Below are 19,728 nucleotides of genomic sequence, written 5' to 3'. Positions count from 1 at the left end.
GATTTTTCAGACCCACTTGATAGTTTTTCTATTGCTAAATCTTTAAGGGTACAAAAACATTCTTGATAACCATGTTATAATATACTTGGTTTTTCTATTGCTAAATCTTTAAGGGTACAAAAACTGTTCGATTATAACTTGAATTGATACCATCGTTTTTCTATTGCTAAATCTTTAAGGGTACAAAAACTTCACCTCTTTAACTTACTACTATTAAGCTGTTTTTCTATTGCTAAATCTTTAAGGGTACAAAAACTTTGATATTCCAATAATGTAATGGTCTTCAGTTTTTCTATTGCTAAATCTTTAAGGGTACAAAAACTAAGTTAAAGAAGGAAAATAAGCAAAATATGTTTTTCTATTGCTAAATCTTTAAGGGTACAAAAACTGTATTCCAAAGACCGAGTAGGCTGTACCTGTTTTTCTATTGCTAAATCTTTAAGGGTACAAAAACCTCAAATTGAAAATAATCATTAATTTTTCAAAAAAGAGATTTCTGCATCAGTTAATAAATAATCTTCTAAATTAAATGACGTCTCATAATCCAGCAAATCATTTATTATTTTTAATAATACCAAATCTTTTGATGATAATGCAACCTCTCGCTTACTACCTATCAAGGGTAGTAACTGGGCTAAAGATTTTAAGATTTGCTGATTAGACAAATTCATCATATTGGGATAATGATTTTTTAGACTTTGAATAACAACATCAAATGGTGGTAATTGTTCAATATGAGGACCAACCAAAATTATTTTATGAATATCAGCACTGTCTAATCTGACGCCTTGAAAATCATTCGCTATATAAATAACTTGTAAATTAGTTTGAAGCATAATTTGTTTTAACTTAGTTACTAATTCTTCAATTTTATCAGTTGATAAATAACTCGTAGGGTTATACATAATTAACCACATTTTATCAGCAGTTCGTTGGGCAACAGCCGTAATTAAATTGAGATACTCATCCACTAATTCATCAGTACTCATCAATTCAATTGGCGTCATGATTTGATTTTCTTGATAACCGACTACCAAATTATTTTTTAACAATTCTAAATAATTTAAATCCCTTAAATCCACTTGCAGACTATCTGCAAAATCATCAACATAATCCTGTAGTAAAAAAGATAGTTGATATAATTCATTGTTAATATGCTCTAAATGTTGAGTAACAGCTACTTCGTTTTCCTTTTGATTCAGATAATCAAAGAACAAAGATGGTTTATGATAGATAACTTGCTGATAAATCGCTTGACGACTATTAATAAAATAAAAGTGATTATGTTTTAAATCAATTAAATGATCATCAATCAGTAACTCAATACCATTTTCACCATAAATATTGGCCTCAGAAACATCCAACTTTTGACGATAAAAATAAAAACTACGAAATATTTTCCACAGCATATCATGATTAGGACCCACGAAATAAAGAATTTGGTCTAAGTCAGCTTCCACAAATTGCTGGTCTTGATACTCAATTTGTAAATTCATATTTGCACCAGCTTTTTACTACCTACCAAGGCTTCCTGATTACTGCGACTACCAACTAAAATTTTCATATCATCAAATTGTTTCTCACTAACCGCTAATAAGCGAACTTCACCATGATTAGGCAAAAAAGCCTGAATATTATGTTCATATTTTTTACCAGCTGCACGATTGGGTAAAGTACGATAATAAACTGAATATTGTAGCATGGTAAAACCATTGCGAATTAACTCTTTGCGAAAAATTCGATATTGCCGTTTTTCATTAATTGTTTCCATGGGTAAATCAAACATACAAAGTAAGCGCATATTTTGATATTTCACCTGATCCTCCTATAAATTAACGATACTAATTCCACAAAAAAACTTTACTTAATACTATTTGCCTGAATAAAATCTTGCAAGCTAATCGTCAACAAAGCTTGTGGATCATCTGTACTCATGGCGGTCACAAACGATTGCACAAATTTCTGAATCACATGATCCATCGTCATTTTCTTATTGCTAATCAACATTTCTTGATTCATAAAATTAATTAAGCTCATCCGCGCCTCATAACTCAAATAGTCGGTTGTTGACAAGACTTGTTGATCAATCCAATAATCCATCAATGGCCGAAAGGGTTCCATTAAATCATCAGCCAAATTAAAACTGTTAAATTCATTTCGGTGAAAAATGCCTAACATTGAACTTAAGCCATCGGCTACCACACACCGCGCCACGCAGGAGCGGACAATTGCATAACCAAAGTTCATTGCATAATTAACTAACACCTCAGCATCTCTAGTAAATGAATTGCCAAACAACGAATCAAAATAAACTTTAGCTACCTGACCCTCACGATTAGTTAAATCACCATCGGTTAATTCCATGACCAATTGTTCCATCATTTCTAAGCGTTCTAATTCCACTCCCTTGTAACGGGCAAATGCAATTTGATTCAGCATTTTTTGTGCAATGACCTGTTTCCACATTCTAGCTTTCTGTTGACTAGTCCAATTAGCTTGAGCAATTACTCTTTGAGCCGAATGATGGTATTGACCATATGGCAGATACATGCCTACTGGTAAATATTTATCATCACAAATAATTAAGCCAATATTATTATGACTTAAACCCACCAACAGTTTGGTTGTAATCGTGGTGCGATTGCCTTCCAAAATAATGGTATTAATATCAGATAACGGAATATAGATTGTTTTAGATAATTTGACAATTTCTACATTATCTAATTTAAGTCGCAATAATTCTCCTTCTTTAATATGTACGATCCGCCAACCCAAAATAAACGCCTCTTTTTAGTGTTATCGCTTTCATGATAAGGCTTATTTTATTCTTTGACAATCTTTTTTTGTCAAAAATTAAGAAAACTTCTACATTGGAAAATTTTATGTAAAAAAAATGACTGCCAAAGGCAGTCAATAAATTCGGGATGAACCCTTATTTTTGTAGATCCTTAAAGATTTAGCAATAGAAAAACTTTAAGTCGCTTGAACATTCAAACATATAAGGCGTCCCTTACGGGAGTAAGTATAACACCTTTATTAGAATCAATCAAGAATATTTTGTGGCTGTTTTTCTTCTTGCTCTAGGTAGTATGGATTACCTAAAATGTCAGTATTGACTTTCCAAAGTTTACAGTCCTTGGGTACTAGCGGCTTAATAATTTGCTTGCCTTCTTTAGCGTTACCATATAGTGGAATCTTCGTCAAATAATTATCATACGAATCTAATAATTTTAATTCTGCATAATTCTTATTGCTGGTTGTCCGTGACCAAAATAGTAATTCCATTTGCTCTTTCGTTTTTAAATTTTGCACTTTAATCCGATTTTTCCGGTACAGCGAAAATAAAAACTTTGCATCAGACTGAACCCCTTCTCGTGCCTTGATTTCGAGATAATCAGCCCTTTTAATTCCAAAGGTGCCATGAACACAACTCAAATCAGAATGATTAATCCCCATGATTTGATATTCACCAGTAGCTTCGTCTAAATAAACGTCAGTGCGCCATGGTTTCAAAGATTGCAAAATAACTTGCTTATTGCGCACGTTTTGAGGCGTAACACTAATTTTTGAGCCCATCTTTTTATCATAATACTTCAATTGCTTAATAATCGGACCATTGTTATGCTTCGCATATTTGTGCAAAAAACCATGATCGCGTCGATATAGTTCAAACGGACTAACATTTTTAGGTTTCACCTTACCTGCTTGATCAATTTCTTCTATTTGATCAGGATATTGTTGCAACACTTGCTCTAACAAAGCAAAACTTTGTGGATCTAATTTAGCCATCAAAAACTTAGATGGATCTTTATCATACACTTTTTTGAATTTGGCATAATCCGTAGCATCATAAATATTTTTAATTTTAGCAATGATATAATCTGCTGGCTGCTTATCTTTAGCTAATTGACCATTACGGACTGAATAAATAGTGTCATTACTAATCTTACGATTCATCTTTTTATCAATTTGGTGCGAAAATTGCACTCGTGGTTTTATCTCTTGTAATTCTGTCACCAAATGACTATCAGGCAAATTCAGTAGTTGCTGATCATATTCTTTATCGTCTAAAATAGCACCTGTTTTGATATCAATCGTATGTTCTGACACTTTCACTGGAAAAATCGTACCACCTGATTTTTTCCATAACTTCAAAAACGGTGTCGCGGCAATAATCGTCGCATCAACTGCATGATGATGATAAGTTTCTCGAGACTTCGGTAAATGCCAATGCTTACGCATATTAGACGTGAATTTACCCCGAATGACGGCTACTTTCGTCTTTTGGTTTTTTTCGCGGTAAAACTCTTGCAAACTATTCAAGACCACGCGTGAAGAGTAACGTGTATCAACTAAGTTACGACTGATAAAACGTTGCCGCACTTCTAAATCACTTAAATCCTCATCACATAAATAATTATCACGTTTGGCTTTAGAAAAATTGGTATTATTTAACACTTGAGCTTCAAATTTTTTCCAACCTTGACCATGGTTCATATTAAAAAACTCATATGGTGTCTGTTTTTCTTTTTGTTGATTCATTTCTTTGTAACACAACGTTTTATTATTTAAACTATCATCGAAGGATACTGACTGGGGAATAATATGATCGATTTCAAAATTTTCTGGATAATGTAATAAATCATATGCATCAATAGTCTTACCACTATACAAACACTTATGTTGTTGTTCATACCACAGGCGAATTTTGGTATATAATTTACCACCCTGTTTACGTAACCCATCATCAACGTCTTGTTTACTGCCAACTGATGTTATAAATTCTTGCATGGCTTGATCTTTAATTTTGCGATTATTCTTTTTTAATTGATCCAGATACTTTTTCATATCCTTTTCGTTTTTGTCACGCGGCATTTCCACAACAATATAATCTGGTTGACCATATTTTTTTGTTACAGCATTCACAATTTTTAACGCTTCACGCACCGATTTAGCAGCTACCGGATTATAAATATCCTCCGTAATCTTACGGTAGGGCAAATACTCGTCATCTTGAAAACGATGTTGATCGCGCAAAGACCAGCCTTTTTCCTGAAGCAAGGTCATTTGTTCCACTGGACGCTTTTGCATTTCAGGAATTAATTCGCGCATTGTTTTAATGGAAAAGCGGTGCCATTTATTGTTACTTTTGATTTCAAACGCTGCTTTATTATCAATAATAGCCTGAATTAAACTATCGTCCAAGAAATCATATTGGGGTTGCAGCCGTTGATGCAGTTGTTTTCTAATCTCACCATCTTCAGTATTAAGCGTCATAATAAAACTTAAATCATCAAGAAAAGCCGTACTCCAAGTATTAATCTCAATATCTTGTTTTAAAAAAGCTTTGCGCATTTTCCGATAAATAGCTAAGGAATGCAGTTCTGGTTTATCATTTTCATCCACTCGGTAACCGCGAATATCTTGCTCTTCACAATGACTAATTTTTTTAATCAATTTCATCATTGACGGATTACCCTTAGCTTGCCGCAATTCGTCAATAATTTGCAATTTATCAGCCGGCGGCATCTTACCATCTTCATAAGTGGTAATCGTTAAATTATTTAAATCACTTAATAAATTGAATTCTTGCGCAGTATAAGAAGCGGCCGAAGCCCGCAGTTCTTCAGGATGTATTCTGTCACGCCCAATCAACTCCTCAAATAAATTATCCAAGGTCCGACCGTCTATTTTATAAATACCATAATCCGTCCGTGATTTCTCACTACCAGGTCCTTGATAATAGCCCCGCTTACGCTGTAAAATCTTACAAAATTGTTCTTCAAATTCGGCAGTCAAAATGGTGGGATAAAATTGCCGCTGGGTAGCAATAATTTGCCGCGCTTCTTTGACAAAAGCGGCGGTGGGAAAAACATTTAGTAAAACTTGATTATTCTCAGTATTTTCAATTTTTGCACGTACTTGATTATATTTTTGCAATCGTTGCAGCTGAATTTGCGCTGGCGTCTGTGTTTGTAAGTCAGTCTCATTAATTTCTAAGCTCTGACTATAGTCACTACTGCTCTTTAGATCATCCAAGGTAAAGCTAATTCCTCGGTGCTTAACGATGTTGTATAAAGCGCTTACTAATTCCGATTGAGTTAGCTGCTGCGTTAACCCTTTAACTCGTAAAGCATACGGATTCACATTTTGCGGCAAATTAATATAATACGGATCGGTTTTGGAACGTGTAGGAAGTAACTTGGAACGTTCAAATAAATTAACCGTATCAATTCGGCGTTGTTTTTTCCGTCTTAACAATCGCCGACTTCCACGCCGATCACGCCGCGTCTCATTTTCTTCCGAAATGCTTGCGTTAAACAACCTGGAGCCCAGTTCTAGAACATGCCCTTTTTGATAATCCAGGACACTAAAACCAACTGATGATACCCCAATATCTAAGCCTAGACTGATTGATTGTGCCATAACCTTGCTCCGTTTCCTTTTAATAATTTTATTTTAACAAATAAATTAAAGAATTAATCAAAAATATTAAAAAGAAGTTGAGTATTAACTGCGGCCAACATTAAAGTACGAACTTTTACTTTAGTGCTGCGCGCAATTAAACACCAACTTCTGACTTTTGAAACGTTATCTAAACTAAATTAACGAGAAATTCTGCTCGCCCTTAACTCTGAACTTTTACCAATCATGCATCAGCTCTAATTTAAAAGTTAACGCCTCGCAAATTTTTAATTAGGGATTAAAAACTGCCATTATGCACTTCAGCAATGCTATCCGCCAAAATAAACGCACCAGCATCAATATCAAAAATCAAATCTAAAATACTCCGATAATTTTGCGTATCGGTCACAATCATCAACATTTCTTTCGGTTCGTTAGAACGACCACCACGAACGTCAAACACCGTACTTCCTAGTTGTAGTTCTTGCTCCAAAATAGTCTGAATAGCATCCTGGTGTTGTTCACTCATAACATAAACAACTAATTTTTTATCTAAACCGGTTTGAATATAATTCATCACCATTGTGGAAATACCAACTGATAAAATAGCTAAGAAGAAATACTCAAATCCCGAAACCCAAATATTCCCCAAACAGACAATACCATCAATAACAAACAAGCTATTGGCATTGCGGATGCGAAAATATTTATTAAAAATCATGGGTGGAACCGTGGTACCACCTGCTGAATAACCTGAGCGATAAATAATCGACAACCCAAAGCCAAAAACAATACTACCAATGATGTCCGATAACAGCGGATTTTTAATAATCATTAAATCCGGCGTGATCGCTAAAAAGAGTGGCAATACCAAACTGCCAAACGTGATTTTAGCTGCAGCAACCTTATCAAGAAAGATCAAAGTTAAAATCCACATAAATACATTGAAGATTAAAAGTGTCATGGATAGCGGCACCTGCCACAATTGCTTAACTAAAATAGCAATTCCTGTGGCCCCACCAGCAGCAATTTTATGAGGATCGAAGAACATTGAAACACTAACTGCAATTAATTCCAGGCCCACTAACACGCCCAAAATTCGCGATATTTTTTTGATGTATTTGTTTTTTCTAATTGTTATCATAACTATATTATGCCTGAAATTGAAAAAAATATCAAAAAAAATATCTATTTTGTTTAAATAGGTGTATAATAATTTTATATTTTGCGGATGTAGTTTAATGGTAAAACTTCAGCTTCCCAAGCTGGCGTCGCGAGTTCGATTCTCGTCATCCGCTTCGTAATTTTACTGACCAATGAGCCTGAAGGGCTCTTTTTTTTTATTGCGCTGAAAAAAAGACACTTGACTTTGCCACGAACCAGTTTAAAACAATTATTGCCACAATTTCATAAACTGAGGTAACGCTTGAATTAAATGTGTTGGCAAAACTACGTACTGCTTTTGGGCTAATTGCTCTGCCAAATAACTATGTGCAAAAGTAGCCGCCAACACAGTTGTTGGACTCCAATCAAATTGGGCTACAAAGCCGGCCATTATCCCAGTTAAGGTATCACCCATGCCACCGGTAGCCATCGCAGGAGTTCCAGCAGTATTTTCAAAAATTTGTTGACTACCACTAAAATAAATATGGCTAGGGGCGCCTTTCAAGATCAAAGCCGTTTGGGGTAATGTTAATTGATCAAGCGTCGCCTGATTGCGCTCAAACTGTTGTTGTGATGGTAATAAATGGCTGAGCTTTTTCCATTCCATCACATGTGGTGTCAAAATCAAATGCGCCTGAATTTTTTTTAAATTCAGTTTAGTTTGCGCGATCAATCCAAAAGCACTAGCATCTAAAATCAGTGTTTGTTTGGACGTCAACAAGGTCGCCATTTGAATTAACAAATCGCCCATTGGTGCTGTGATTTGTAATCCCGGACCAAACGCTACGACATCAACAGTTTGGACCATTGTTAAAATGGCTCTTGTATCATTCAAGTCTAAGCCCATCGCTTCTGGATATGTGGTTCTTAAACTAGTGAGATTCTCTGGATCAGTAGCTAAAGTCACTAATCCGGTTCCGGTATAAAGTGCCGCACCAGTCGCCATTAAAGCCGCGCCACCAAATTGTTGACTGCCTGCAATGATCAAACATTTGCCAAAAGTACCTTTATACGAGTCAACTGGCCGCGGTTGAATGACCATTTGTAAAATTTTTGTTGATAATTTTTCCATTTTTATCAAATCCTTAGTTACTTTCTAACACAAATTTGTTATAATAGTTGTTTGTAAAGCCGTTGTGGCGGAATTGGCAGACGCGCAGCGTTCAGGTCGCTGTATGGGTTACCATGTGCAGGTTCGACTCCTGTCAACGGCATAAAATTGCTTGATCTATCAACGTTTCGCAAGCATTAGTTCACCATATGTCCGCTAAAACTATGAATTAATTTTTTTCAACACCAGTTTAACATATATTATATGAGTAAGGCCTATGTATTAGCTCCCAATGCGGGAGCTTTTTTGTTGAATTAATAATTTAATAAACGATAATATCTACGAGTTTTGGCGGAACGCCCCGTCTTAACTGAATACATATTAAACAAAGTATCAAAGTAGTGATTTAACGCGTATGGTTCAATAAAATCGCGCAAAGATTGGTCTAATTGATCCAATTCAAAGGCTTGCATATCAACTACCAACAAATCATTCGTAAATTGCTTGGCAAAATTCACCACTCTCAGATCATTCTGCCGATTGCCACCACTGTTAACTACAATATTGACATTTTGCTTGCGATCGACGATTTCCATTGGCCCATGGAAAAATTCTCCAGAATGAACTGCTTGCGCTTTGATTCGTTGAATCTCCTCTAATAAATAATTAGCAAAGCAGCAAACTTCACCCCACATTAAACCTGAACCGACCCACAACTGATGTGCTTTTAAATCAGTATTATTAACTTTATCTAAAGCTTGGGGCATTAAAGTTTCCATTCCCTGCACTAAATTAGTATCTAAAGTAGATAATTGCTTTTGGATGGTGGTCACCTGAACATTAGCCAGATTGTCTGATAAGTTTAAAATTAACCAACCTAACTCAATTAAATTAGCATCAGTGTCGATAGACTTTAAGCGTTCATCTAACAAATCAGCTTGTTCCAAAGGACTATTGTCATCACCAATAAATCCAATCATCAGACATTTTTTCTGCGCTCTAATAGTTGTTAACGCTTGGATTAGTTCATGAGTGGCACCGGTTTTGCTGCCAGCAATAATCAAAGTTTGTTCATCAATCACTGAAAAATATTCTGAAATTAATTCTTCGGGACTAACGATTAAAAACGGCATTTTTAACTGTTTGAACATCATGGGCCGTAGATCTACAAATTTCGTATAGGTACCACCACATCCTGTAAAAATAATTTTACTAATTGACTTTGCTTGTAATTGCTCAGCCACAGTACTAACATGTTCTAATTCATTGACAGCTGCTTCATAATTGGTGATAAAAACTTGCTTATCCAAATACATTGATTTATTCTCCTCATTTAACTAGGGCTTCAAGAAGCCAAAGAATGAACCGACAACACTAATGACTAGAATTGTTAATAAAATCCAAATCATTTTAATATGCTTTTTCTTTAACAGCCAGGCAATAAAGAAGGTAACCAGCAATGGCATTAAGTCCGGCATAATTGAATTTAAAACCGATTGAATTGTTTCGGGGTGCTTACCTGCACTAATTGCTACCGGAATTTTAATGACCACCATGGAAGCCACCATGGCCCCAATCACCGTATTACCTAAAATATTAATGGCGTAAGTAATCATATTCATAAGACCGTTAGCCATTTTATCTACAAAAGCACTGCCTAATTGATAGCCCCACATCGTTCCATAATAGCGAACTAATAAATTGGGAATATTATAAATTAGAATAAATAGTATTGGTCCCAAAACACTGCCTTTTTGCGCTAAAGAAATGCCAATTCCACTAGCGATAATTTTCAAACTACCCCAGAAAACAGAATCACCAATGCCAGATAAAGGCCCCATTAATCCAGTTTTCATAGCGTTAATAGCACTAGGATCAAACTCAGGATCATTGGCATTTTTTTCTTCCATCGATGCCAAGACACCAGCAATAAACGGCGAAGTTGCTGAAGTACAGTTAAAAAATTCTAGGTGCCGTTTTAAGGCAGCAGTTTTATCTTCAACACGATCATATAACTTATCAATAATTCCAGACATCGTATAAGCAAAGCCCATACTCATCATCCGCTCATAGTTAAACGACGCTTCCATGGGCATACTGCGCCAAAAAATGCCACGTAAATCTTTTTTAGTTAACTTTTTTTGCTCTTGAGACTTAGAAGTCATCCTCTTGTACCTCCGTCTGCGTATTCGCACTAGTCGTTGAATTTTTATGAATTTCATTCATTATTAAGTACATTATTCCGGCAAAAATGGCTCCGATAATCGATGCCGCAACCATATCTAATTTTAGATACGCGGAACAGACAAAACCTAAGAAAAAGAAGGGCGCAACACTTTTGGAAAATGACATATTGATAAGCATTGCAAAACCTACTGCCGGTAAAATTTCAGTTGTAATCGTGATTCCGTCGATTAAAGCTTTCGGAATAATTTGTACGAATGCTTTAACTAAGCCACTACCCAAAGCAAAAGAAATCGTTGTCACTAAAGTCATAACTAAAATTCTGGTCAAGGCAGCCCAGAGATGCATGTTGCCTGCAGCCTTGATTTTACCTTCATCACTTAAGTGATCAGCTTTGTGTGTCATGGCTGGAAAGACGACAACGTACAACAAATTCTTAACTAGTAAACCCAAAGTGGCAATTGGTAAAACCAATGTCAAGGCAACACTCACGCCGTAACCATTTTTTAAAGCCAGGGCTGTTGCCAAAATTCCTCCAATAATTTCATCTGGCGGGACAGTTGCTCCAACTCCCATTAAGCCCATAAAAGCTAACTCTAAAGTAGCTCCCATCAATAGTCCTTGCTTAATATCACCAAACAAAACGCCTACCAAAAAACCGGTTACAATTGGCCGTCCAATAAAAGATGATCCCAAAAAATCTTGCATATTAGCAATTAAGGAAATAATGAAAATGCCGATAACTTGTAATATCATTACCTTCTCCTTTACTTAATTAAAGCTGAAAATTCAGTGTCCGGATCATTAGGTGCCTGCTTAACTACCACTTTAACACCGTTATTTTCTAAATCCGTTAACTGTCTCACATCAGCTGCCGTTACATAGACTGATTTAGCGATACTTTGACTATTTTCTGTTTTATTAGCTAAACCTAAATCAATTAATTTGATATCTGGTGTTAACTTAGCTAAGCGATAAGCGTCATTAATTGTCTCCACGATAATAAACACTCGATATTTATCCGTCACACCACTCTTAATTGCTTTGGCAGAATCTGCAATTGATTTAAAAATCAATTTAGCACTAGCTGGTTTGGCTAATTGTAAAGTTTTTTTGCGAAAAGTATCTTGTGCTACTGCATCATTAGCAATCAAAATCGCATTCGCAGACAAATTATTGGTCCAAGCAAAAGCCACCTGGCCGTGTAACAAACGGTAATCAATTCTAGTCATTACAATCATATTCTCGTTTCTCCTTAAAAATCTTCATCCTCGACGGAATCTGCGACATCCATAACGATCTGTAAACCATCCTTGCCCATGGCAACTAATTCCTGTAATTTTTGCATTAATGTGACCGCATCAACTTGACTAGTTACATTAACGTAATTGATCAGTTCCAAGACCAAGGGCAAGTTCATTCCGGTAATCAAAAAGTAGTTATCTTCTCCTTGCACAAATTGAACTAACTCATTATTCACAGATCCTCCTAACACATCAGTTAAAAAAATAATTTGTTCATTCTTTATGGGCGTGATGGTTTTCAATAATTGCTCCTGAAAACTAAGATTGTCATCAACATAAGCTGTAATATAATGTAATTTCGGCTGTTGCCCCATAATTAATGACACCGTTTGATACATTCCTAACGCCAAAGTTGAATGACTTGCCAGTACTATTTCCACAGTTTTCACCTTCTTTATAGCCATATCTTCATTTATTAAATCTAGAGCTATTTTCAAATTCAGGCAATAAAAAAAAGACCATTTCTTAAAATGACCTCATTTTTAAAACCAATTTAGGGACCAATCATCTCTGAATTGTATTTTTATAATTAATAAAATTAGGATTATACCATGACTGTGTATATTCAACTAATTTTTTTCTTTTAGTAAAACCTTGATATTCAAAATAAAGCAAATAACGCTCTTCGGCTAACTTCAACTGCTCCGCAACAAAGGGCGCTTTTTCAACAGATTGGGCCTGAAAAGTCGTATGAAACATAATTGGCTTTTTATTTCTAAAAGCCATATAATCATACAACGACAATTTTCCAAAATCATAGCGATGAGCATCTTCAAATTCTCTAAACGGAATATAGGATTTTTGAAAGGCGATTACTTGGTGTGACACCATTCTAGTCCGAATTAACTCGTAAAAATCTTCATATTTATTATCAAAAATCAATTGCAATTTTGGAGAATGATAAATGGCTTTAAATGACCAAACACGACTAGTAGTATTTCTTTTATTAATGCGCATAATTTGTGTAAACGAATTGGGCGCATCATCACCAATTTTCACCAAATTGTTAGTGTCCACTTCCACTAAATACGTCCCATCACCGCGCCTTTTTTCTAAAATATTATCAGCCACTAATGAATTTATCGCATTTTTAATAGTTGTACGACTGTAACCTAATTGACTAACTAAAGTTCGTTCATTCCAAATCCGTTCATTAAATTTAAAAGTCCCACTAGTAATTAAATTGAGAATTTTTTCTTTAGCTTCAATATACAAATAGGTCTTCAATCTCCTTCTCCTTTTTGAAAAATAAATTGGTCCGGCAACAGCACCGTTTCTTCCGAGCGAATAATCGTTCCTTGCTTGTTACGAAAAATTGCTTTTTCTACCAAAACTTGTAAGCGGTCAACTTCTTGTTTGAACAATTTACGTTCTTTTTCATTAGCCCATGTTAACATCACATTTTGAGTGATTTGATTAACCTGACATTGATAATCTACTAGATTTTCCAAATCCATTAAATCACTTTGATCCAATTGTGGTAAAAAGCGGTTGGGAATTAAGGAAGTGATAATGGCAGTTGGTTGCTGTTGTTCTAACAAAACGAAGACGCGCTTTCTTAAGCGGCCTATTTTTTGTGCAAACATTGTATTATAAAAACCTGATTCTGCGACTTCTTGTACGTTAATCAACTTCGGATGCTGCTTAACTTTTTGAAGAGGAGTCGTATCTTTTTTTAAATCAATTACTTCCATATTATTTTCAGACCATTCTATCAATAGCGTTCCATGCTTGGTAAATTGCTTATTACTAACATATTATATACCACCGTTTAATCGCTAATTATTCAGACTTTCAGCCACTGTTTCTGATTCTAATCAACTTGTAATAGCAAAAAAATAAGGTTGGAACAATAAGATTAATGATCGTACTCTATCTAGAAGTAAACGAACATTAATTCATTATTGCGTTCCAACCTTATTGTTTTTTAAAACAGATTAATTGATATGCAATTTTTGCCGTAAATTAGCAACTTTGGAGCCTAAAATCTTCTCCGCTAAGTGCGATTTTAAAATTAAATAACCATAGATCCCAACACCTAATACAACTTCCAGGCATAATAACACAATAGCCCACGGGCGACCTTGATTATTCACCAAATGATATGCAACAAAATCCAAGATTAAAATGGCTACTAACATCACAACTGTTAACATAAAAATGCCACAAGTACGGTTAATGGTCGGCTGTAATTTAAACTCAAATTTCACACACAATAATCGCAACATCAGCCAACACGTGACCGCCATGCCAATAGCAGTCGCCATTAAGGGTCCAAAACTACTAAAAATTAAAATACATGGATATTGTACAAGCATTTTAACAATAAAACCAATCACAAAATATTTAATCGCCATTTTATTTTGATATAGTCCTTGTAAAATAGCTGACAAAACCGTAAATAGCCCCAACAAGATAGCTACTACACAACTAAATTGTAACAAGTAAATCCCCAACTGATCATATCGATAAAACAAAATATACAAAGGCTTAGCTACTGCATACATGCCTAAAGCTGCCGGTAACATAACTAAGAAAAACAATTGTAAGATATTACCAATTTGATCTTGAATTTCTCTTTGGTTATGACGCGAATAAGCTGCTGACAATAAGGGAATCGCAGTAACAGCCATCGCTGTTGATAAAGAAACCACAATCATAATTAATTTATTTGCATTAAAGGCAAATAGAGCATACATAGCATTCAATGTGTCTTTACTAAAATGTTGAAACGACGACATCATTGAATTAAACGTCGACTGATCAAATAATTGGAATAAGATAATGCCAGAATCCAGAATAATAAAAGGAACTGCTTGGCGAATAATTTCTCCAAAAAAATTCTGATGACGTGTATCAATTTCAAATTTACTTTGTCGTGATAGACGGCGAATTTGCGGTAATTGTTTTAAAAAGTAAATTACCAACACTCCTAAACCAAAGACCGCACCAATGAAAGCCGCAAAGGTCGATTGCGTTACGGCACTAACATAACTGCCCTTTTGCACCTTCATAATTAAATACGTTGCCGCTAACATATAAATTACGCGCGCCACTTGCTCAATTAATTGAGAAACCGCTGAAGGCGCCATTTGTGAATAGCCTTGAAAATAGCCCCGCATGAGACTCATCAACGGAATGATTAATAACGCAATCGCCAAGGCTCTTAAAACTGGAATGGCATTGGCATTGCCATCAGCAAACCAATCACTCAAAAGCGGTGCGCCAAAATACATCAGCGCTGCACTAATTATGCCCATCCAAGCCATGATTTTGATGCCTTGTTTAAATAACTGGTTTCCCGCCGCATACTCGTTTAAAGCATTGTAATGCGCAATTTGTTTGGAAATTGCCCCGGGAATACCCGCCGTCGAAATTATCAAAAATAGACTATAGATATTATAGCCCTTAGCAAATAGGGCATTGGCCAAGGTAGCCGTTAAAACGGAACCAAACCACATATTCCACGGAATGATATAAATAGCACCCAAGACTCGCGAAAAAATACTTCCCGCCGTCATCCAAGCTGAACCCTTAATTAAATCATTTTTGCCACCAGTTACCGCAGTTGTCACTGTATTCTCTTCGACATCTTGATCCATCAAATTGATCCTCTCTAAAATTGATGAATTATTATTTTACCACAAAATTCACAATTTTTTGCGGAACCACAATGGTTTTTACAATCTTTTTATCAGCAATAAATGATTGTGTCTTTTCATCAGCTAATGCTCTTTGTTCTAAATCAGCTTTGGAAATATCAACTGGCACCGTAATCTTATTTCTTAACTTACCATTAACTTGCAAAATAACTTCGACTTCAGCACTAACTAGATCTTCTTCATTGTAAGTTGGCCATTGAGCATAAGTGATGGATTCATCATGACCTAATTTTTGCCAAATTTCTTCAGCAATATGCGGTACGATTGGGGCTAACATTTTAATTAAACCTTCAGCGTAATCCTTTGGAAACTGATCTTGCTTTTGCACAGCGTTGACAAAAGTCATCATTTGCGAAATTGCCGTATTAAATTGTAACTTTTCATAATGATCACTAACTTGTTTCACAGTTTCACTATAAATCTTTTTCAAATCAGCATTCGGCTGCTCGGTAATAAAATCAGTCCGCAAAGTGTTGTCATCATCTGCATTAATATATAAGCGCCAAACCCGCTCTAAGAAACGATAAGAACCAGCTAAGCCATCTTCACTCCAAGAAATGGAAGCATCTAACGGTCCCATAAACATTTCGTAAAGACGTAACGTATCAGCACCATATTCATCGACAACATCATCAGGATTAATAACGTTGCCTTTGGACTTCGACATTTTTTCGTGATTATTACCCAAAATCATTCCTTGATTAAATAATTTTTGGAACGGTTCTGGTGTCGGTACAACACCTAAATCGTATAAGAACTTATGCCAAAATCTTGCATACAGTAAATGCAGCACAGCATGTTCGGCTCCACCGACGTATAAATCAACGGGCATCCACTGTTTTAATTTTTCATAATCAGCGATTGCTTCATCATTATGTGGATCTACATAACGCAAGAAATACCAAGAACTACCAGCCCATTGTGGCATTGTATTGGTTTCCCGCCGACCTTTGCGGCCATTTTTATCAACCACATTGACCCAGTCAGTCAAGTTAGCCAACGGACTTTCAATCGTACCTGAAGGTTTAATATCATGTTCTGCTGGCAAACGTAATGGTAATTCATCTTCAGGAACTAAACTCGTGGTTCCATCTTCCCAATGAATAATTGGAATGGGTTCACCCCAGTAACGTTGCCGTGAAAAGACCCAATCTCGCAAGCGGTAATTAACTTTCTTTTGGCCAACCTGATGATCTTCTAACCACGCCAAAACCTTATCAATTGCCTGCTGTTTATTTAAACCATTTAAAAACTCCGAATTAATATGTTCACCATCACCTGTATAAGCATGATCACTGACATCACCACCCGCAATGACTGCTTTAATTGGTAAGTCAAACATTTTAGCAAATTCGAAATCTCGGTCATCATGTGCTGGAACAGCCATGATAGCACCCGTCCCGTAGCTAGCCAAGACATAATCAGAGATCCAAATTGGTAACCGATCGCCATTAATCGGATTAATAGCGTAAGCGCCTGTGAAAGCACCTGTTTTTTCAGTATTTAAATCGGTCCGATCCAGATCACTCTTTTTAGCAGTTGTTTCCTGATATTGTTGAACTTGTGCTTTTTGTTGTGGGGTAGTAATTTGATCCACTAGTTCATGCTCTGGAGCCATGACTACATAAGTAGCGCCAAATAACGTATCTGGCCGTGTCGTAAAGACATTAAATGTTAAATCATGATCGGCAATCTCAAACTTAACTTCAGCACCGACTGACCGGCCAATCCAATTGCGCTGCATTTCCTTAATATTTTCGGGCCAATCGATCAAATCTAAATCATCCAATAAACGATCCGCATAAGCCGTAATTTTGAGCATCCATTGTCGCATTGGCTTACGGTAAACTGGAAAACCACCACGTTCAGTTTTGCCGTTGACAATCTCCTCATTAGCGACTACTGTACCTAAATCCGGACTCCAATTAACAGGAACTTTGGCTTCATAAGCTAACCCTCGTTTATACAATTGTTCAAAGATCCACTGTGTCCATTTATAATAATTGGGATCAGTAGTATTAATTTCGCGCTCCCAATCGTAAGAAAAACCTAGCGAATTAATCTGCCGCTTAAATGTATCAATATTTTGTTGCGTAAAATCAATGGGATTATGTCCAGTTTTCAGCGCATATTGTTCAGCGGGTAAGCCAAATGCATCCCACCCCATGGGATGTAAGACATTATAGCCTTGCATCCGCTTCATCCGGGCAATAATATCGGTCGCGGTATATCCTTCTGGATGCCCAACATGTAATCCTTTACCGGATGGATAAGGAAACATGTCTAACGCGTAAAAGTTTTTCTTATTTGGATCTTCTGTTGTTTTAAACGTCTTATGTTCGGCCCAATAGGCTTGCCATTTTTTTTCAATAACGTTGTGATTATAACCCATAATTACCCTCCTACAAAAAAAGTCCCATTGCTCTTGCAATAGGACGAAATTTACCCGCGGTACCACCTAAGTTTTATATATTAACTATATAACTCTCAAGTATTTAACGATACCCCGTGACTACTTACTATTAGTTCAGTAATCAAACTCCAAAGATGAGTTCATTAAAAAATATCTGTGAAATCACACTAACCTTCCACTCTCTGATAATCAATTTTTCAATTACTATTCCTTTGGTAAAAACTAATCTGACGCATATTATAAATAAAAATCACGCTAATTGCAACTAGTCTGACGAATTTTCAGTTGCAGCTTCCTGTGGCGAAACTTGAATTGAATTATCAGTAGCTGGGGTTGACTTAGTATTAGAAACTGCTTTAGCCTGCACAACTGGTGCTTTTTTAATAACAGCAGCTGGATCAGCATGATCTCCACTAGGAATTGTCCGTGAAAAATCAGTTTCAGTTTTTGCATCCTTAGGCCGATTGCTTGGTTTAGTACTAGGAGCTTGCAATATTTCCTTGTTGGTATTAATTAATTCATTCAGGGAATTATTAACAATAACCGGTAAAGCCGGCGTTTGTGTTTCGCTAGTAGCTGAAGCATCAGCTGCTGGATTTTGAAATTTATTTCTCACAATTACCGGGGCTTGTTGATTTTGATAAGTATTCCTTGTAGAATTATGGTTCACATCATTTGTGACTAAACTAACATTATTGACTACAATGTCATTGACACTTGGTTTAGTAGCATCAACTGATTGATCAAACCGCGTTAGATTATACTTTTCAATCAAACTGTTCAATTTATCGGCATATGATGTATCCGTGGCATAACGCCCCGTTAAAAAGCTAGTAGCATCTTTATAGGAACTAGTTTTACTACGCCAAGCTCCAGAATACATGCCATTATCGCGCAGTAAACGAACGTAGTCTTCTAAGGACTCACGATAGGAGGGATACTTGCGAAAATTAGCTTGAATACCATACAAATTACCACTGCCATCATCTTCTTGCGTGGCCATATTAACCGCTGATCCTTGAAAACTGCCTTTAACACCAAACAAGTTATAATTAGGCGCCTGGGCTAAAGTACTTGTCCCCCAACCGCTTTCTAAGAGTGCTTGGGCTAACATAACTGAAGCATAAAGATCATTATTATTGGCTAACTTTTGCGCCGATAAACCCAAATAATTTAAAAATGTTTGATCCCCATATCCGGACGATGTGACCACATTTTCCAAGTTATCAGCATCATTGACGTTAATTGTCACTTGATCAAAACTATCAGCATAACTCGTCACACTACTATGCTTTAAAGCATTTAATGCAGTTAAACAACTTAAGCAACTAATTGCAACTAGTTTAACTGATCTTCTTAAATGTTTTTTCATCAAACAGACCCCCTTTATTTGCGACTGGGATAAAAATATACTAAGGTCTTTGTCCCAATCTCATTTATTAGTTAAACTTCCCACTACTTCAAGCTAATTATAGTCACCAATGAACTTAATCAATGCCCTTTCCGGTAAGATTTACCAAAAAATTAATTATTTTTTAGGAGATT

The 19,728-nt window shown here is 35.9% G+C and carries 16 protein-coding genes, 2 tRNA genes, 1 CRISPR repeat array and 1 other annotated feature (1 of these 20 running past the window's edge); of the genes, 2 read left to right on the top strand and 16 right to left on the bottom strand.

Translation table 11 applies throughout. From position 1 onward, the window contains the following. Positions 1–454: a CRISPR direct-repeat array (repeat unit 36 nt; unit sequence GTTTTTCTATTGCTAAATCTTTAAGGGTACAAAAAC) (it extends 571 nt beyond the left edge of the window). Between the two features lie 19 nt (positions 455–473). From csn2-St to AC3B6B_RS05780, 5 genes are all read right to left on the bottom strand, one after another. Continuing rightward, on the bottom strand, positions 474–1,496 hold the full coding sequence (gene csn2-St / locus AC3B6B_RS05800) for a CRISPR-associated protein Csn2-St (protein WP_489757741.1): 1,023 nt from the start codon (positions 1,494–1,496) through the stop codon (positions 474–476). After that, entirely contained in the window at positions 1,493–1,816 is a 324-nt protein-coding gene (gene cas2, locus AC3B6B_RS05795; protein ID WP_489757740.1) for a CRISPR-associated endonuclease Cas2, read from the bottom strand. The genes csn2-St and cas2 overlap by 4 nt, the downstream gene beginning before the upstream one ends. A gap of 44 nt (positions 1,817–1,860) precedes the next feature. After that, a complete protein-coding gene (gene cas1 / locus AC3B6B_RS05790) occupies positions 1,861–2,775 on the bottom strand; it encodes a type II CRISPR-associated endonuclease Cas1 (protein WP_489757739.1) in 915 nt (304 codons plus the stop codon). 267 nt (positions 2,776–3,042) lie between these two features. Beyond that, positions 3,043–6,426, bottom strand: coding sequence for a type II CRISPR RNA-guided endonuclease Cas9 (cas9, locus tag AC3B6B_RS05785; protein WP_489757738.1), 3,384 nt, complete (start codon positions 6,424–6,426; stop codon positions 3,043–3,045). 277 nt (positions 6,427–6,703) lie between these two features. Then, complete coding sequence (locus AC3B6B_RS05780) at positions 6,704–7,549, bottom strand: YitT family protein (RefSeq protein ID WP_489757737.1); 846 nt, start codon at positions 7,547–7,549, stop codon at positions 6,704–6,706. Positions 7,550–7,632: 83 nt separating this feature from the next. On the opposite strand from AC3B6B_RS05780, the gene AC3B6B_RS05775 reads away from it, so the two are divergent. Further along, positions 7,633–7,703, top strand: a tRNA-Gly gene (locus AC3B6B_RS05775). Between the two features lie 95 nt (positions 7,704–7,798). On the opposite strand, the gene AC3B6B_RS05770 is transcribed toward AC3B6B_RS05775, so the two are convergent. Next, positions 7,799–8,641 carry an NAD(P)H-hydrate dehydratase gene (locus AC3B6B_RS05770; protein ID WP_489757736.1) on the bottom strand — a complete coding sequence of 281 codons (843 nt, stop codon included), beginning with the start codon at positions 8,639–8,641 and terminating at the stop codon, positions 7,799–7,801. A 58-nt stretch (positions 8,642–8,699) separates the two neighbouring features. Between AC3B6B_RS05770 and AC3B6B_RS05765 the strand changes: the two genes are divergently transcribed. Next, positions 8,700–8,783, top strand: a tRNA-Leu gene (locus AC3B6B_RS05765). A gap of 151 nt (positions 8,784–8,934) precedes the next feature. On the opposite strand, the gene AC3B6B_RS05760 is transcribed toward AC3B6B_RS05765, so the two are convergent. The 10 genes from AC3B6B_RS05760 to AC3B6B_RS05715 form a co-directional block, all read right to left on the bottom strand. Then, positions 8,935–9,936: an SIS domain-containing protein gene (locus tag AC3B6B_RS05760; RefSeq protein WP_489757735.1), complete on the bottom strand. Its 1,002-nt coding sequence runs from the start codon at positions 9,934–9,936 to the stop codon at positions 8,935–8,937. Positions 9,937–9,957: 21 nt separating this feature from the next. Next, positions 9,958–10,785, bottom strand: a complete 828-nt coding sequence (locus tag AC3B6B_RS05755) for a PTS system mannose/fructose/sorbose family transporter subunit IID (RefSeq protein WP_489757734.1) — start codon at positions 10,783–10,785, stop codon at positions 9,958–9,960. Then, entirely contained in the window at positions 10,775–11,560 is a 786-nt protein-coding gene (locus AC3B6B_RS05750; protein WP_489757733.1) for a PTS mannose/fructose/sorbose/N-acetylgalactosamine transporter subunit IIC, read from the bottom strand. The genes AC3B6B_RS05755 and AC3B6B_RS05750 overlap by 11 nt, the downstream gene beginning before the upstream one ends. Positions 11,561–11,571: 11 nt before the next feature. Then, positions 11,572–12,045 (bottom strand): PTS sugar transporter subunit IIB, encoded by a 474-nt coding sequence (locus tag AC3B6B_RS05745; RefSeq protein WP_489757732.1) that lies wholly within the window; start codon positions 12,043–12,045, stop codon positions 11,572–11,574. Positions 12,046–12,059: 14 nt separating this feature from the next. Then, entirely contained in the window at positions 12,060–12,488 is a 429-nt protein-coding gene (locus AC3B6B_RS05740) for a PTS sugar transporter subunit IIA (protein ID WP_489757731.1), read from the bottom strand. A 124-nt stretch (positions 12,489–12,612) separates the two neighbouring features. Further along, the gene (locus tag AC3B6B_RS05735) at positions 12,613–13,335 is read right to left on the bottom strand and encodes a GntR family transcriptional regulator (protein ID WP_489757730.1); all 723 of its coding nucleotides are present in this window, start codon (positions 13,333–13,335) and stop codon (positions 12,613–12,615) included. After that, a complete protein-coding gene (locus AC3B6B_RS05730) occupies positions 13,332–13,826 on the bottom strand; it encodes a hypothetical protein (protein WP_489757729.1) in 495 nt (164 codons plus the stop codon). Before AC3B6B_RS05730 ends, AC3B6B_RS05735 begins: the two co-directional genes overlap by 4 nt. A gap of 219 nt (positions 13,827–14,045) precedes the next feature. After that, complete coding sequence (locus AC3B6B_RS05725) at positions 14,046–15,710, bottom strand: putative polysaccharide biosynthesis protein (protein WP_489757728.1); 1,665 nt, start codon at positions 15,708–15,710, stop codon at positions 14,046–14,048. 31 nt (positions 15,711–15,741) lie between these two features. Continuing rightward, complete coding sequence (gene leuS / locus AC3B6B_RS05720) at positions 15,742–18,162, bottom strand: leucine--tRNA ligase (protein WP_489757727.1); 2,421 nt, start codon at positions 18,160–18,162, stop codon at positions 15,742–15,744. Positions 18,163–18,198: 36 nt separating this feature from the next. Beyond that, positions 18,199–18,406 (bottom strand) — a binding site (T-box leader). Between the two features lie 42 nt (positions 18,407–18,448). Then, entirely contained in the window at positions 18,449–19,555 is a 1,107-nt protein-coding gene (locus AC3B6B_RS05715; RefSeq protein WP_489757726.1) for a glucosaminidase domain-containing protein, read from the bottom strand. Positions 19,556–19,728 lie beyond the last annotated feature (173 nt).

Source organism: Bombilactobacillus sp. ESL1197 (genome assembly GCF_058107145.1).
Note: the sequence above shows the minus strand (reverse complement) of the source record. Positions and strands in the feature narration are given on the sequence as shown.